This is a genomic window from Chryseobacterium sp. MMO-72 (genome assembly GCF_037146035.1).
In the GTDB taxonomy this organism is placed as follows: Bacteria; Bacteroidota; Bacteroidia; order Flavobacteriales; family Weeksellaceae; genus Chryseobacterium; species Chryseobacterium indicum.
In genome coordinates, this window is the sequence record NZ_JBBCWG010000002.1 from 82,627 (window position 1) to 99,113 (window position 16,487).

Consider the following 16,487-nt stretch of genomic DNA (forward strand, 5'->3'; position numbering starts at 1 on the left):
CTGTTAAAACATTAATAATTTAAATCAAAGTTCAAATAATTCATTTTATTATCGTAATTTAAAATCAACAAAATAAATTAATGTAGTTTTGCAGACTATGAGAATGAATACCCTAAAAATGATCGTTTTGTCGGGATTTTTTACATCATTTGTTGCGTGTTCCACACAGAATAACGCAGTAAAAGCATCCACTCCCGTAAAAAATTCCGTAAAATCCAATATACCGAAACCGCCGCTTCCCATTACCAGTACAGATTCTTCGGCAGTACCTCCGAATGACGACACTTTCCGAACCAATCTCCCGGAAATCAAAAGAGAATTTCGCGGAGCATGGATTGCAAGTGTTGCCAATATCAACTGGCCTTCAAGAAACAATTTATCCGTCGATCAGCAGAAGGCAGAAGCCATTTCCATGCTGGATATGCTGAAAGACAACAACTTTAACGCCGTAATTTTTCAGGTAAGACCTTCTGCAGATGCTTTGTATACCAGTAATTTGGAACCTTGGTCGTATTTCCTGACCGGACAGACCGGAGCCGCTCCTTATCCGAATTATGATCCTTTGCAGTTCTGGATTGAAGAATCCCACAAGAGAGGACTGGAACTCCATGTGTGGCTGAATCCGTACCGCGCCCATCATTCGAACGGAGGCTCGCCCAACAGTTTATCTATGGTGAATAAGCTTTCCGACATCGTTATCCGCCTGAAAAACGGAATGTACTGGTTTGATCCTGCTGATCCGAAAACGCAGGGACACGTTTCGAACGTGGTAAAAGATATCGTAACGAGATATGATATTGATGCCGTGCATTTTGATGACTATTTTTATCCTTACGCAACCTATAATAAAGGAGCCGATTTTCCGGACAATAAAACCTGGAATGCGTACGTAAGCAGCGGAGGAACCTTAACGAGAGCCGACTGGAGAAGAGATAATGTGAATAAATTTGTTGAAAGAATCTACAAAGAAATCCACGCAGAAAAGAACTATGTGCGATTCGGGATCAGTCCGTTCGGGATCTGGAAACCCGGTTATCCGGAAGGCGTGGTAGGTTCTTCTCAGTATGATGAACTTTATGCAGATGCCAAATTATGGTTAAATAAAGGCTGGGTAGATTATTTCTCGCCACAGTTGTACTGGCCGATAGAATCCAAAGGACAGCCTTTTGAGGGCTTATTGAACTGGTGGAAATCTGAAAACACCATGAACCGACATCTTTGGCCGGGCTTGAATACGGTGGAAATTAAAACTTCAGACCGTCCGACAGAAATTAAAAATCAGATCGAAATATCGCGGCAGGTGTTAGGGAAAGATGCAGGGGAAATCCACTGGAGTATTGCCGGATTAACCAAAAATGCCAATATGCTTCCGACCCTGAAAAACGGTCCGTACAAAGAAAAAGCTTTGGTTCCTAAAACATCATGGATAAAAGCAATGCCTTTACAAACTCCATCTTTATTCATCAATAATAATGGAAATTCCGTACAGGTAAGCTGGAGCGTAAAGAATATAAAAGATGTTTTTCAATGGGTGCTTTTCACCCAGTACAACGGAGTCTGGGAAACCGAAATCCTTACACTGGATCAGCTTTCCAGAGAAATTTCTAAAAATAAGGACGGAAAAGTACTGAATGCAGTGGCGATCAAAGCAATTGACCGATTAGGTAACGAAAGCGATTATATCGCGAAGAAAATAAAGTAATTTTAATAAATACAGATAAATAAACTCAGCAGTCTTAAACAGGCTGCTGGGTTTTTTACTTTACCACAAAGTCACAAAAGATTTTAATGTATTTTTAAAAGTTAACAAGTATAAGAATAAAAGAACACAACAGTTTTTAAAAATCTTTCATTTTTATGCTTTTGAGTACTTTAATTATTTTGAAACTGAACTTTATCATTATCTTTTGCGCCTTTTGTGGTTAAATTTCCCTGTCATTCTGAATGGAATTTTGCGCAGCAATATGCAATGAAGAATCTCTAGTCTGAAGTAATTTGAGATTTTTGGACTCCACTTCGTTTCGCTCAAAATGACAGTTGAAGATTGAATGTAAGTTTTTTTTAAACACATAAGTCACATAAGATTTTAAATAATCAGCATATTGTCTGCAAGAATACATTAGTCTGTGAAAATCTTTGATTTTCTGCTTATGTGATCTTTTAAACATCTAATTAAACTAAACTTATGTGACTTATGTGTTATATCTAAAAAAACTGTCATTCTGAATGGAATTTTGCGAAGCATTATGGAATGAAGAATCTTTTAAAATGCAGTTGTTTTTAGATTTTTCGACTCCACTTCGTTTCGCTCAAAATGACTGTTGAAGATTGAATGTAAGATTTTTTTAAACACATAAGTCACATAAGATTTTAAATAATCGGCGTATTGTATGCAAGAACGCATTAGTCTGCGAAAATCTTTAATTTTCTTACGCCTTAAAGCTTTGAGATTAATAAAAATCTTGCGCCCTTGTGTTTTCCCAAAAGAATATTGTATTTTAAAAAGTTTAAACAAACTCGATATTTAAATCAATCTCAAATTATTTGGGTATAACGATTAAGTAGGGCACAAGTCGGTTTCCATCTTTACCTAATCCGAAGCCAACTACTTTTTCATCTTCTTTTGCTTCAGCCCAATTTAGATCCACGAATGGAGTGGAACTACGTTCCATTTTTTGATAAAAATTTGTGTCATTATTTTTAAATGAAGACCCGCTCTTTGAGGTTTCTATCCCGTAATGATTTGTATCTCCGATTGTACTAAATCCGACTTTGTCAAATTTTTCATTAAAATAAATGGGGTTCTTCTGAAAATGAACATTATTTATATCAAATGTTTGATAAGAATAAGTTCCATCCTTATCCTCATATTCAATATTGTTCCTGTCTTTAAACATTAGCGCATAACGATTGCCTTTTTTATAGATTTTTACGCCTTTTATTTCAGCAGCATTTTCAACATTTATCCATCCTGTATGTACATAACGATCGCCCGTTGTAGCAATTAAATCACAAAAATCATTACTACCATGTAATGTCACAGGTCTAACAATTTTAGCAATTTTTGAAACACCAAATAGCTCATCTTTCTTTTTAATTTCCCAAAAATCACCATTTGAAGTAGCCGAAATAATTAACCCAGAGAGTTTAGAAGTTAAAAATGAACCATATTTTTCATTTTTTATAGCTGCTTTACCATCTGTTTTTAATTCCCATTGTAAACTTTTATCATCACTAATCCCAGGATTCATTTGCATTGTAAGCACTCCATTTTCGTTGCATTTCAATCCAAATTCCATGTTTTTAGCATTTTTTGCTTTACAATTAAGCTGGTTTTTACTATTCAAATACCACAATTGGTGATCTGTATGAATATATGGCATAACCGTTACATTAATGACAGCATGGCTCATGTCTGGAGCAAAATCTTGATGATGAATTGATAGAACTCTTTGGTTATCCAATTGAATCGTACTGTAATTTATTGAATTTGAATGCCAAATGAGTTTATCGGTATTTAATTCTAAAGTTTCTAAATTCCAATTGTTCAATAGATTTACTTCTTTTACATAAGCGTCAACAAGTTCAGAAATTGGTTGGTTCTCTTTATCTAACAATTGAAGTCTTTTATTAACCAGAGCTAATTTATCAACATTCGCATCTATTCCTTTTTCGTAAACATTTTTTCCATTTGTCAGATGTTTTTATAATCAATTTGTTTTCGTCAAAACATAATTTATATTCACCATCTTGAGATTTTAAAAAGTCTTTTCTTGAGATATAATTTTTATCTAACATCCGATAACCTTCATTAGCAGATATTAAAGTCCCCTTTTTTGTATTTGGTATTTTTGGTATGTATAGATCTTCAACAGGCATGATTTTCCAATAGGATTTCATGGCCTCTGGGGTTATCTAAGTATTTTGGCGTAGTTCCCAGAATGTATCATTCCGGCAACAAAAAAATAACAATTGGAAAATGCAGGACGAGTAAAGGGTTTGTGAGAAGCATTTTATACGTTTGTTCGTCGAATGCCATAAGTTTCAACGCTCAATGCAAAGCTCTCTTTGAGCGTATTTTGGAAAAAGGGAAATGCAAAAAAAACAGCCTTAATCGCTGTTTGCAACAAACTTTTAAGGCAAGCTTTTGGAATTATAAATAACAAACAAAAATATCAACCAAATTATATTTAAAAAAAGAAAGAAATTAACTTTTAAAATTTGGAAAGTAAAATATGATGTTAAAGCTTGTGTTGCTGTGTGGTTTCCTAAGTTATCACCATTGCCACTCAAACTCGTCCAAGCATTACCGTTATAAAAATAAAATCCTGCAGTGGCATCGGTTTGATAGATCATCAATCCTGTAGACGGTGAAGCAATGAAATTGCGTTGTGCTTGTGTCATGCGTTGGATTAACACCCCTTGATTTTCGCTTTTCACCTATAATAATGCAGAAGGATGAGCTGTGGAACCATCTGTGTTAATAGAAACTGGTTGTGCGGTTGCGTTTAAGGCGATAAGGCCAAATGCTAAAAAAGAATAGTTTTTTCATGTATTTTATTTTTTTAAAATGGCACCAAGAATGGTGATTCTTGATGCCGTTTTGGTTTTAAATATTATAGTTAGCTTTCATCAAGTTGATAAATGCAAAGTTGAGGGAGGATATAAAATTAAAAAAGTAATCAATCTTCTTTCCTCTCAACTTTTAATTTTTTCCAAACACGAATCATCTCTTCAATATAGGCTTCTACATTTGTAATTGAAGATGGAATTGTTTTTGTATAACTACCAAAACCAATTTTAAAATTATTTAAATAGAAATTTTTACCATTTTCAGATATTGATATAAAAGAATTAGCTTTGGCATTTTCTCTAATATCAGAATATTGATAGTCTTTATTTTCCGTTTCTCCTTTATCATTAATTTTTACTTGTACAGAGATCTTCTTATCGGTATTTCCTAAAATCGTGTCAGCTAAAGTTTTTGCAATATCACTTTGATATCCCATCACTTGAAATTGCTTCATAATATCCTCATTTGTTGTAGGACAATCTGTTAGAGATAGATCTGCATATTTATTTGTAATACTTTTTTGATTGTATTCATCCACCGATGTAGATAATATTTCTGTAGTTAAATATATCAATTCATCAATTGATAACTTTGTATGATCAATTACTGATTTGCATAAAATATAAGCAACGGCTGAATCATGTTGATTTAATATTTTTTGTTGCGAAAAATTATATTTCCAACATGCAATATCAACCCTAACAAATGCGTTATTTTCTGGAATTACGATGTATGTTTTTTGCTCACTTTCACCAGCCGAAGTACTTCCAATAAATGCATCTAAAGCTCCAGATATTAAACTTTTTAAACCACTCTTTACATTTTCTTTATTGTCATTTCCTCCAATAGAAAAAAAAGCATCTACAGCATGGTTAAGATGTTCTTTCACTTGATCTGAAAAAGAGTTTTGAGTAGCTACATGGTACTGTTCTATATATTTCATTGCGCGAATGCCTGGTATTTGCTTTTTATCAACCTGACCGGGATTAGTAAAGTTTTCATTTATTTCATCCCTAAAAGCTTGTAATTTAGCCTTAGCGGCCATTAGTAAAATTTCTAATCGTTCTTTAGCTCTTTGCTCTTCGTCGTTTGCTCCGCTTATAGATCGGAGCGCATTATTAATTGATCCCATACTATTGTTTTTAATATTAATTAATTCTGAATCGTAAAAAACAATTTTGCAACATACTCTAATTTTGATATCTCGTTATTACCCATAGCATAACACGGTAAATCGTTAATAGATTGGCCTTGCTTATATTCTTCATGGTATTCCTTAAAAAGTCGGATATTTCCATTTTCATTATAACAATAATAATATCGTTTATATGTTGTTCCAGCATATGATCTGTGAAATCTTTTACATCTCTTTTCTTTGAATATATAGTCTTTTGCTTCCTTATCCACAGTATAATGATAAGTACCTTCCATTGCGGCATTTTCTTCTAAATAATAACAGATTGTATTAAATCCATTATCAACTAATATATATTTAAGTCCATCTATTGTTGTTGGATTATCAAAATTTTTTCTTAATGTAATTGACATATTATTTTTCTTTAAATTTTATAAAATTACTCGTTTGTTGTTATCTTTTACAGCTTCACCACTGTAATATTAGACCCGGCAACAGTTGCTATGGGTTGAGCAGCCGTTGAACTGTTTGCGCTAACGGCAACAATACGAAATGTGTCTCCGGCAGCCAACTGAACTACCTTATTCAAAGATCCTTGCCCTTTCATATTTGTAGGTAAAGAAGTTTGAAGAGCCGGGTAATCCCCGTAAAGAACATCTGCACCATTAGTGCCGTAGGTTGCATTATTTTTTATTAATGTTACGAAAATAGGAACCGTGCTGGTTGGATTAGTAGGATTATCATTAGTAATTAGTTTTACTTGAATTAGATAAGTGCCTGCTCCTGAAGCTCCAACTGTGAAAACTCCAGTTGTATTGCTGTAAGTACCTAAACTTGGTGTATTAACAATGTTATTGAATACAATGGTTGTAGGTGTAGTGGAAGTTGCTAAAGGAGGAGTTTCTCCTGTTCCTCCTACTTTATTAGCAAATAGTTGAACTGAAGCTCCACTTCCACCGGCACTTGGCGTCACCCATTGTGTATTCCCAGCACCATCGGTTTGTAACACTTGGTTAGCTGTACCACGTGTTGCCGGTAATGTGAAATCGTTGGTTCCAATGGCTTGACCGTTTACGCGCAATTGTCCTGCAATCTCAGTACTGGTTACATTATTGTCTCCTAGACGGATTTTGTTAGAAGCATTAACGATAGCACCGGCACCAATTGCAGTAGCATTATTTAAATTATTTGCACTAACAGAAGTATTGAAACCTAAAGCGGTATTGTTATTTCCAATTGTATTTGTTTGAAAAGCATTTTGTCCAATTGCCGTATTTGTAGAACCTGAGGTATTATTTTGAAGCGAAGAAAATCCAACAGCAACATTTGCGTTTCCATCAACATTGAACAATAAAGATGAGGCTCCAATCGCCGTATTTCGTATACCAATTGTATTTTGTTGCAATGCCGATTCACCAAAGGCTGAATTTGAATTACCAGTAGTGTTTAATGTCATTGACGAAGCCCCAACCTGTGTATTACTAAATCCTGTTGTAGTTTCGTTTCCGCCACCAATAAACAGACTATTTCCACCTAAAGTTGTAGACAATATTCCTAGACGCCCATTTGGAGATATTTGCCAGCGACTAACATTGTTAGTTCGAAAAACAAGCGCCTGATTATCTGTCGTACCAATGAAGTTTGTTCCTGAATTTGTTCCTGCATTACCTGTAAGACCCCAGCCACTGCTTCCATTTGGCGTTACCCATTGCGTATTGTAATCTGTTCCATTTACTTTCGCAAGTACTTGACCTGTAGTTCCACCTGTTGGTATCCCTTGTCCGTTAGTTCCTGCTGGACCCGCCGGACCTTGTAGTCCCATTGGACCTGTCGCTCCCGTTGCGCCAGTAGCACCGTTACTTCCATTACAAACATATTTGGTGTCCGAAATTTCATTAGTGCCCAGTGTATTATCTCCGTTGAGATCTACGCCGCTTTCTACTTTTATGCCTCCATTGGCACAATTGGCTCCTGCTGGCTCGGCGGTGGTTTTTACCAAGGCATTTTTGCCGTTTACTCCTGTGCCTCCGCTTCCCCCAAAATTGGCTACAGCACTTCCAGATATGCTCCCATCATCATTTACCGTAAGCAGATTAGTACCATCGCTGTTTTCCAGTTTTAGTGCTTGTGTAGCACTGGTGTTTCCATTTCCTTTTACATGAAGGGTAGCAGTAGGTGTAGTGGTATTTATTCCTACGTTGCCTGTTTGTGCAGCTGCCTTACTTCCCAGGCATAATGTACAGGCTATTACGGATAATTTCAGTACAGCTACGCTTGTCTTCATCATGGGTACTTTTTTCTTTTTCATTCTTATTAAATACTTAATTAACTATTGATATTATTTTTTGTGTTGTAAAATTTCAATAACTTCTTTTAAGTTTTCATCTGTGAGAGGAATGTTATTTTATATACAAGTTGTTATGGCATTTTTTTTCCAGATCCTAATATTTTCCATACCGAAATTATTTTCCTAAGAAATAGTAGTTTCATTGCTTCATTTTTTTTGTCAAATGTATTTTTTAATGATTAATAAATCTAGAAAACAGCGGGTAGTTGGCGGGTAGTTGTGCGATATCCATCAGATAATCTGTTGTTAAAATATTGATTATCAGTTTCGCTTATTTGTAAATATGTATGCAGAAAGTTTTGAAAAAAGCGGTTATTACTAATTAAGATATACGAACAAAGTGTATCTTACTATAAAATATTTGTATTTTTGTGGGCTTTTAAGGGCAAAAGGTCTGCTTCTACAAAACACACAAAATGAAAAAACTATAACAAAAATGATACTACCAAAAATTTATTATTGTTTATTCCTATTTTTAAGCATCTCTTTTCGTGTTTTTGCTCAGCCAGAATCTATAAAACGGCTAGAAAAAGAAGTGGTTGCTAATAATGATAATTCTAAGTATGTAGAATCAATAGTACTTATTTCAAAATTTATAGACAATCCTTCTACTACGCCTTATGAAAGGTATCATGCTTATTTGCTGAAATCTTATACTTACAAAAGACTTTATGACTATACTCACGTAGAACAAAATCTAAATTTTGCCCTAAAAGAAGGGCTGAATAGTGAGCATAAAAACGAGATAATGAGTAACATAAGAGCAGAAAAATCTTTTGCGTATTTTGATACTCATCAATATGAAAAGGCACTTCTTGTAATGAACGAACTTAAAAAAGATAACTATGCCTATTTGCCACCTACTACAAAGGCATGGGTGATTATGCAGGAAGGCTACATCTATATGCTTCACAAAAAATATTCAGAAGCCGAAAAAATGTATGATGTTGCGATCGCCATATTAGAAAAAAAAGAACCTTCTAACTTACCTAATGTATATGGAAAAAAAATAGAGATGTACCATATCATGAAATTGTATGATAAAAGAGACGAGCTCTTTGAAAAAGCATTGGCAAATACCAAAAAATATCATAAAATAAAATATGAAATCTACCTTTATGAAGTTTTAGCCAAAGCTTGTAAAAAAAGTGGGGACTATGATAGAGCAATGCAGGCACAAAAGAAATTTGATTCTCTTGGAGAGTACTATGATTCTAATAATAATTTAGGGAAAATTGGAATTGTTGAAAATAAATTGGAAATAGAGAAGAGAATTCTAAACGAAAAAGAGCATAAAAAATATGGACGCATTCTATACGTTGTAATTTTCTCACTTGCAGCATTACTTCTATTGCTATATATGTTGTATAAAGCTAATAAAGCAAAGAGAAAAGCAGCGGAAAATGAAAACAAAAAAATTTACTCCGAAATTGAAAAATACACTAAGCGGCTCGATGAAAAAGGGAATTCTACTTTAGATATTTCTCAGTATAATTTAACTGAAAGACAAATTGAAATTATTGAACTTGTAAAAAAAGGAAAATCTAACAAAGAAATTGCTGCCCAACTCTATATCTCGGAAAATACAGTAAAATATCATTTAAAAATTATTTACACCCAATTAAATATAAACCATCGCTCTTTTATAAAATAAGATATAAAAATGTGTTTACTTCAGAACAAGTTTTGCAGATATACTATGAATATCAGAACACATTAGTTTATGAAAATCTTGGATTTTCTTCTTATGTGATCTTTTAAATATCTAATTAAACTAAACTTATGTGACTTATGTGTATATCTAAAAAAAAACTGTCATTCAGAATGAAATTTTGCGAAGCATTATGCAATGAAGAATCTCTAGTCTGAAGTTATTTTAGATTTTTCGACCCCACTTGATTGCTAAAATGACAGTTGAATATTGAATGTAAGATTTTTTTTCAAACACATAAGTCACATAAGATTTTAAATAATCAGCGTATCATATGCAAGAACACATTAGTTTTTAAAAATCTTTGATTTTTATGCTTTTTGAGTTCTTTAATTATTTTGAAACTGAGCTTTATCATTATCTTTGCGCCTTTTGTGGTTAAATTTCCCCCAAATTCCGGATAGTTGAGAAGAATTGTCATTTAATATAGTAAATTTGCTTCTGCATATAATAACCGGATCTGGCTAACTGTAAATGATATGAATGATTTTTTAATAGGCATTGGAAAGAGACTGAAAGACATCAGAAAAAAAAATAATTTAACCATTAACGAATTAGCTTTCAGAGCCAATGTAAGCAACGGACTCGTTTCCAGAATAGAAAACGGAAGAACGATTCCTTCGCTTCCCGTTTTGTTGGATTTAATCCAGTCTCTGGAAATTGATGCAAGTTACTTTTTTGAAGGGGTTGAGAAAAAATCAAACGCCAAATTCATTTATCTGCCCAAAGAAAACCAGCAACTTATTGAAAAAGAAGTGGAAGCGGAAGGATTTAAATACATGCATATCTTCAGCAAAAGCCTTCATTCTTTAGGTTTTGAAGCCGTTTTACTTACGCTTGAACCCAATGCCAAAAGAGAAAAAGTAATTACCGATGCATGGGAATTCAAATATATTCTGAAAGGAGAAGTGAAATATCTGATCGATAATGAAGAAGTGACATTAAAAGAAGGAGACTCCCTTTATTTCAACGGAAAATTCCCGCACGTTCCGGTGAGCATCAGTAATGAAAGCTGCATTATGTTGGTTTTGTATTTTTACTCAGGATAAATTTTACATCTCTTTTTTAATTGTTTATTTACAAATATTCAATTATTATTTTTCATAAAAGTTTACAAATACGCAACTTTCTGTTTTTTATCAAACCTTCTGATTTAACTTTAAATTAATCTTGGGGCGGTTGTTTTTTTGAAAATTTTATTAAACAGATATGCATTGCATATTGTGTTCTATCTTCTGAAACACTGATTAACACTCATGTTTTTCCATTATGAAAGAAGAATACGGTACTTTCTGCAGGTAAAACTGAGGTAACAATTCTGCTTCATTTATTAAACATTACTTAATATAAAATAATTACATATATTAAAATTATTGACTTGTTTTGCGATGTAAATTTAATATATGTAAACAATGGGGCCGATAATAAAAAAATCTCTATTCCCTCTTTTTGCCTGTTGCAGTATCTTTATCTCTGCCCAGCAACAGATCGTTACAGGAATTGTTTCAGACCATAATCAGCCGCTTCCGGGAGCTGCCGTAAAGGTTGCCGGAACCTCCAGAATCATCATGACCGATTTGGAAGGAAAGTTTTCCGTCAATGATCTGAAACCGGGACATTATGACCTGCAGATCTCTTATATTGGTTTTGAAAATCAAAATATTACAATAGATTTGCAATCTCAGCAGACCATGGATCTGGGAATGATCTCCATGCTTCAGAAACAAAAAAACATTGACGAAGTCATCGTTACGGGATCTCTGAAAAACAGTGAAGCAAGAGCTTTAAATCTTCAGAAAAACGCAATCAATATTTCCAACGTTATTGCCTCCGACGGAATCGGGAAATTACCGGATCGAAATGCTGCGGAAACCGTTCAGCGTGTACAGGGAGTTTCCATAGAAAGAGATCAGGGAGAAGGAAGATTTGTTTCTCTGAGGGGATTACCGCCATTCTGGGCATCAACAACCATCAACGGAAACAGGCTTCCCACAGCGGAAGAGGAAACTACTTCCAGAGCAACCGCTTTCGATTTTTTTCCGACAGAACTTATCTCTTATGTTCATGTAAATAAATCTTTCACTCCCGATATGGAAGCCGACGGAATCGGAGGCGGCGTGAATTTCATTACGAAAACACCACCCATGAAAACCGAGTTCAAAGCAACGCTGGGAAGCGGTTATAATGCTAAATCTGATAAAGGAGTCTACAACATCGGACTGCTTTACGGCGGAAGAACAAAGGATAAAAAATTCGGGTATTTATTCAATTTTGCACACTTCATCCGAAACTGGTCTACCGATAATTTTGAAGCGAGAAGAAGCGGAGACGAAGGTGTTTTCAGGTTAGAGCTTCGTGATTACAACGGAGTGAGAAAAACGACAGGAATTAACACTGCTTTTGAATATGTGCTGTCTCCAAAAACCACATTTTATCTCAAAGGAATGTACGGAACGCTGTCTGATGATGAAACGCACTACAAACACAGAATCCGTTTTGATAAATTCAGTTCCGCCAACAACACTGCAAGAGTGGAATTGCAGAACATCCATAACCGGCTGATTACAGAATTAACTTCGGTTTCTTTAGGCGCAGTTCATCAGTTAAAAAAAGGGAAGATCGACTGGGATCTATCGTATTATGACAATAAATTCAAATATGGAAACATTCCCGATAAACAGAACAACTCCTATTATGTCATTAAGTACACTCAATCCGGAGTGGGAATTGATCCGGCTTATATTGCCAATCACGGAATCGGTCCGAGAGCTTACTGGAAAGTCGATGGCGGAAAATTAGACTACAAAGATCCGGACGCGTTATTTGGCTTTTACAGCGATCCCAATTTTAAAATGGATGCCTCCAGAATGAGATTTACCGATCTGGAATTTTACAAAGTCTTTGTTGAAGAAAAGGATAAGATTGTCGCTGCTTTTAACCATGAGATCAATGCTTCAGACCGTTTAACCTTAAAATACGGTTTCAAATACAGGGATAAAGAACGGAACGCCAGATTCTCTGATATTTTCTACAACTGGAACAACGGAACGGCACCGCTTTTATCAGATTTTGGACAATATATTACGAGTCAGGCGAATGGAACTCAATATTTAAGCGAAATGAACACCCACATCGGGAATACGTTCGGTCCTGTTCTGTCGACATCGGGAATGGATCAGTTCTGGTTGCAGAATCAGGGAAATTTAAAGATCAATACAGCCGATTCGGAATCTCTGGAATACAATAAAGCACTCGGAAGAAATTTCGATGTCTTTGAAAAACACGCCGATGCTTACGGAATGGGAACGTATAAAGTGAATGATAAGATCACCATTTTAGGAGGGATCAGATTATCAAATACCAATACGCAAGTAAAAGGATATAATGTAATCAATAATACCTTGGTTCCAGTTGAAAACACAAAAAAATATCTTGCCGTTTTGCCGATGCTGCATGTTAAATACACTGTAAATGATAAAATAAATCTGCGTTTTGCCGCTACGAGAACATTTTCCAGACCCAATTTCGGAGATTTAACGCCGGGAGGAACATACAGCGAAGCCGACAACGAATTCAAAGGCGGAAATCCGAATCTGAACCCGACCTATTCTTTAAATTTTGATCTGATGGGAGAGTACTACTTTTCAAACGTAGGAATTCTGAGCGGGGGAGTATTCTATAAATCCATTACAGATCCTATTTTTCAGGATTCTTTCATCGGAAACTACAACGGAATAAACGGCGTACAGTTCACCGCGCCGAATAACGGAAAAGCAGCTTCACTAAGCGGAATCGAATTGGGCATCAACAGAAGATTCGATTTTTTACCCGGTTTCCTGCAATACTTCGGAACACAGCTTAACGCCACTTTCATGGATTCTGAAATGGTAAAACCAGGCGGAAGGAAAGTAAAACTTCCTTATCAGGCAAAAGAATTATACAATGTTCAGTTGTTTTTCGAGAAAAAAGGATTTAATGCAAGACTGGCGTACAATTACAAAGGAAAATATGCTGTGGAATATGCGGAAGACGATATCAATGATTCCTACTACGGCAAATACAGCAGTCTGGATTTCGGAGGTTCCTATCAGTTCACCAAACACCTCCTGTTATATGCAGACGTGAACAACATTCTGAATAAACCGCTGATCTACCATTTCGGAAAAGACGAAACCCGTCCCGAACAGGTTGAATATTACGGGGTAAGATGCAATTTGGGAATAAAGCTTAATTTCTAACCGGATCACCATGGTAAAAGCGGTCAATAAAAAAACAGCAGTAACCCTGAAAGCGGCTTTCGCGGCATTTGGAGTGTACTTTTGCATGTATGGTTTCCGGAAACCCTTTACAGTCGCCTCCTTCGAAGAACTTTCTTATTTCGGGATCGATTATAAAGTTTTGATAATCATTGCGCAGGTTATGGGATATTTTATCTCAAAATTTCTTGGAATTAAGTTTATTTCAGAATTAAAGCCGGAAAAAAGGATCTTCTATTTATTCATCTTTATAGCAGTTGCTGAGCTTGCTTTGCTGGGTTTTGCCGTCATTCCTGCTCCATACAATATTCTTTGTATGTTCATTAACGGGATTCCGCTCGGGATGATCTGGGGAATCGTGTTTTCTTATATTGAAGGAAGAAAGACAACGGAAATCATCGGTTTGTTTTTGTGTTCGAGCTTTGTGGTTTCTTCAGGATTTACAAAATCTGCGGGGAAATTTTTAATGGATACTTTCCATATTTCAGAATTCTGGATGCCTTTTTCGGCAGGATTGTTATTCATCATTCCGTTGCTCATATTCGGACTGATGCTGGAAAAACTTCCGCAACCTACGGAAGAAGACATTCTTTTAAAAAACAAAAGAGAGCCGCTTAATAAATCAGAAAGAAAAAAAATCATTCAGCAGTTTCTGGTTCCGATGGTCTGCATTACATTGTTGTACGTAAGTCTTACGGTTTTAAGGGACTTCAGAGATAATTTCAACCGCGAGATCTGGGATAATCTGCACATCAGATTCAGCAGCTCTGTCTTTACCTTAACGGAAATTCCGATTGCTGTTATGGTGCTTCTGATCTTAGGTTTTATGGTAAAGATCAAAAACAACAGAAAAGCTTTTGCCTGGTATCATTATATTCTTTTTGGAGGGATTTTAACCGTAGGTTTTTCAACTTTTTTATTTGAAATCAAAGTTATATCGCCTTTTTTATGGATGGTTCTTTCAGGTTTCGGAATGTACCTCTGTTATATCCCGTTCAACGGAATGTATTTCGACAGGATGATTGCCGCTTTCAATATCAAAGGAAATGTAGGATTTCTGATCTATCTCGTAGATTCTTTCGGGTATCTGGGAAGTGTTCTGATTCTGCTTTACAAAAATTTCGGCTCACCGCAGACTTCATGGCTGAATTTTTATATCCGGTTAAACTACATCATCGTAGCCATTGTGCTGGTTTCTTCCTTCATCGCATTGGTCGCATTCAGAAGAAAATCAGGAAAAAATGAAATCAATAACCAACCGTACATCAATTTCGATCCTTCGAAAAGTATATAAATTATAGTAAAAATGACAACAAAATTTGATTTAATCGTTGTAGGAGGAGGCATTTTAGGAACTTTTCATGCGTATCATGCGCTGAAAAAAGGACTTAGAGTCGCTTTAATAGAGAAAAATTCGGTTCCTCAAGGAGCAACGGTAAGAAATTTCGGACAGGTCGTACCTTCCGGAATGGATCTCAAATGGCAGAACTTCGGAAGAGAAAGTTTAGCCATGTATAATGAACTTCAGTTTCAGGCTGATTTAACGGTACGAAAAAACGGTTCGGTCTATATCGCATCCAATGACGAAGAGCTTCAGCTAATTAATGAGCTGCATGAAATCAATAAAAATAATGATTATGAATCTGTTCTTCTTTCAAAAAGCGAATGCATCAGCAAATTTGATGGTCTTCGTTCAGATTACTGCAAAGGCGGATTGTTTTTTCCTCAGGAACTATCGGTGGATTCTGCTGAAATGATTGTAAAATTTCACCGATTCCTACAGGAAAAACTGAAGCTGGAAATTTTCTACAACACGACCATTGTTGAAACCCATGAAAATGACGGAGAATGTATTGCCATCACTGCAGCCGGAACAGCACTGAACGCCTCAAAAATAATCATTTGCGGCGGACATGAATTTAAAACATTATATCCCGAAGTTTTTAACGAAAGTGATCTTGAAGTAAGCAAACTGCAGATGCTTCAGACAAAACCACAGGGAATTTATGCGCTTCAGGGAAATATTCTCACCGGACTTTCCATCAGAAGGTATGAATCCTTTGAAGAATGTCCGTCTTTCAAAAAAATCAAATCAATGGAAGACCCGAATTCCTTTGAGAAAAAATACGGAGTCCATATTTTATTCAAACAGGCTTTGGACGGTTCGGTTATTTTAGGAGATTCCCATGAATATGCAGATGCGAAAAATGCAGATGATTTAGGATTTGATCTGAATATGGAAATAGATGAATTTATGATTAATGAAGCAAAGAAAATCATAGATCTTCCGACCTATGAAATCCAGAGAAGATGGTTTGGCGTGTATTCCCAGTGCAAAACAAAAGATATTTTCGAGTACAGTCCGTCTCCCAACATTCATATTGTAACAGGAATCGGAGGAAAGGGAATGACGGGAAGCGGAGGCTTTTCAAAATTTAATATAGATAAAATTTACGCATAAAATT

Annotated in this window: 12 protein-coding genes; 7 read left to right on the top strand and 5 right to left on the bottom strand. The window is 35.4% G+C overall.

Going from position 1 to position 16,487, the window contains the following annotated elements:
• Positions 1-103: 103 nt before the first annotated feature.
• Complete coding sequence (locus WFH39_RS02895; protein WP_336688741.1) at positions 104-1,702, top strand: glycoside hydrolase family 10 protein; 1,599 nt, start codon at positions 104-106, stop codon at positions 1,700-1,702.
• 838 nt (positions 1,703-2,540) lie between these two features.
• On the opposite strand, the gene WFH39_RS02900 is transcribed toward WFH39_RS02895, so the two are convergent.
• Complete coding sequence (locus WFH39_RS02900; protein ID WP_336688742.1) at positions 2,541-3,617, bottom strand: hypothetical protein; 1,077 nt, start codon at positions 3,615-3,617, stop codon at positions 2,541-2,543.
• 324 nt (positions 3,618-3,941) lie between these two features.
• On the opposite strand from WFH39_RS02900, the gene WFH39_RS02905 reads away from it, so the two are divergent.
• Positions 3,942-4,163, top strand: a complete 222-nt coding sequence (locus tag WFH39_RS02905) for a hypothetical protein (protein WP_336688743.1) — start codon at positions 3,942-3,944, stop codon at positions 4,161-4,163.
• Here WFH39_RS02905 and WFH39_RS02910 read toward each other — a convergent pair.
• From WFH39_RS02910 to WFH39_RS02925, 4 genes are all read right to left on the bottom strand, one after another.
• Positions 4,135-4,404 carry a hypothetical protein gene (locus WFH39_RS02910; protein ID WP_336688744.1) on the bottom strand — a complete coding sequence of 90 codons (270 nt, stop codon included), beginning with the start codon at positions 4,402-4,404 and terminating at the stop codon, positions 4,135-4,137. The two genes, WFH39_RS02905 and WFH39_RS02910, sit on opposite strands and share 29 nt — an antisense overlap.
• 278 nt (positions 4,405-4,682) lie before the next feature.
• A complete protein-coding gene (locus WFH39_RS02915) occupies positions 4,683-5,705 on the bottom strand; it encodes a hypothetical protein (protein WP_336688745.1) in 1,023 nt (340 codons plus the stop codon).
• A 20-nt stretch (positions 5,706-5,725) separates the two neighbouring features.
• Positions 5,726-6,121, bottom strand: a complete 396-nt coding sequence (locus WFH39_RS02920) for a hypothetical protein (protein WP_336688746.1) — start codon at positions 6,119-6,121, stop codon at positions 5,726-5,728.
• Between the two features lie 47 nt (positions 6,122-6,168).
• Positions 6,169-8,016 (bottom strand): beta strand repeat-containing protein, encoded by a 1,848-nt coding sequence (locus WFH39_RS02925; RefSeq protein WP_336688747.1) that lies wholly within the window; start codon positions 8,014-8,016, stop codon positions 6,169-6,171.
• A 475-nt stretch (positions 8,017-8,491) separates the two neighbouring features.
• On the opposite strand from WFH39_RS02925, the gene WFH39_RS02930 reads away from it, so the two are divergent.
• The 5 genes from WFH39_RS02930 (at position 8,492) to WFH39_RS02950 (ending at position 16,483) form a co-directional block, all read left to right on the top strand.
• Positions 8,492-9,709: a helix-turn-helix transcriptional regulator gene (locus WFH39_RS02930; RefSeq protein WP_336688748.1), complete on the top strand. Its 1,218-nt coding sequence runs from the start codon at positions 8,492-8,494 to the stop codon at positions 9,707-9,709.
• Between the two features lie 536 nt (positions 9,710-10,245).
• On the top strand, positions 10,246-10,815 hold the full coding sequence (locus tag WFH39_RS02935; protein WP_336688749.1) for a helix-turn-helix domain-containing protein: 570 nt from the start codon (positions 10,246-10,248) through the stop codon (positions 10,813-10,815).
• Positions 10,816-11,178: 363 nt separating this feature from the next.
• The gene (locus WFH39_RS02940) at positions 11,179-14,004 is read left to right on the top strand and encodes a TonB-dependent receptor (protein WP_336688750.1); all 2,826 of its coding nucleotides are present in this window, start codon (positions 11,179-11,181) and stop codon (positions 14,002-14,004) included.
• A 10-nt stretch (positions 14,005-14,014) separates the two neighbouring features.
• Positions 14,015-15,316, top strand: a complete 1,302-nt coding sequence (locus tag WFH39_RS02945; protein WP_336688751.1) for a DUF5690 family protein — start codon at positions 14,015-14,017, stop codon at positions 15,314-15,316.
• Between the two features lie 12 nt (positions 15,317-15,328).
• A complete protein-coding gene (locus WFH39_RS02950) occupies positions 15,329-16,483 on the top strand; it encodes a TIGR03364 family FAD-dependent oxidoreductase (RefSeq protein WP_336688752.1) in 1,155 nt (384 codons plus the stop codon).
• Positions 16,484-16,487 lie beyond the last annotated feature (4 nt).

Excerpts from the sequence above, each read along its gene's own strand:
- WFH39_RS02895 (WP_336688741.1), top strand. The coding sequence starts at position 104 with ATGAATACCCTAAAAATGATCGTTTTGTCGGGATTTTTTACATCATTT.
- WFH39_RS02905 (WP_336688743.1), top strand. The coding sequence starts at position 3,942 with ATGTATCATTCCGGCAACAAAAAAATAACAATTGGAAAATGCAGGACG.
- WFH39_RS02910 (WP_336688744.1), bottom strand. The coding sequence starts at position 4,404 with ATGACACAAGCACAACGCAATTTCATTGCTTCACCGTCTACAGGATTG.
- WFH39_RS02915 (WP_336688745.1), bottom strand. The coding sequence starts at position 5,705 with ATGGGATCAATTAATAATGCGCTCCGATCTATAAGCGGAGCAAACGAC.
- WFH39_RS02920 (WP_336688746.1), bottom strand. The coding sequence starts at position 6,121 with ATGTCAATTACATTAAGAAAAAATTTTGATAATCCAACAACAATAGAT.
- WFH39_RS02925 (WP_336688747.1), bottom strand. The coding sequence starts at position 8,016 with ATGAAAAAGAAAAAAGTACCCATGATGAAGACAAGCGTAGCTGTACTG.
- WFH39_RS02930 (WP_336688748.1), top strand. The coding sequence starts at position 8,492 with ATGATACTACCAAAAATTTATTATTGTTTATTCCTATTTTTAAGCATC.
- WFH39_RS02935 (WP_336688749.1), top strand. The coding sequence starts at position 10,246 with ATGAATGATTTTTTAATAGGCATTGGAAAGAGACTGAAAGACATCAGA.
- WFH39_RS02940 (WP_336688750.1), top strand. The coding sequence starts at position 11,179 with ATGGGGCCGATAATAAAAAAATCTCTATTCCCTCTTTTTGCCTGTTGC.
- WFH39_RS02945 (WP_336688751.1), top strand. The coding sequence starts at position 14,015 with ATGGTAAAAGCGGTCAATAAAAAAACAGCAGTAACCCTGAAAGCGGCT.
- WFH39_RS02950 (WP_336688752.1), top strand. The coding sequence starts at position 15,329 with ATGACAACAAAATTTGATTTAATCGTTGTAGGAGGAGGCATTTTAGGA.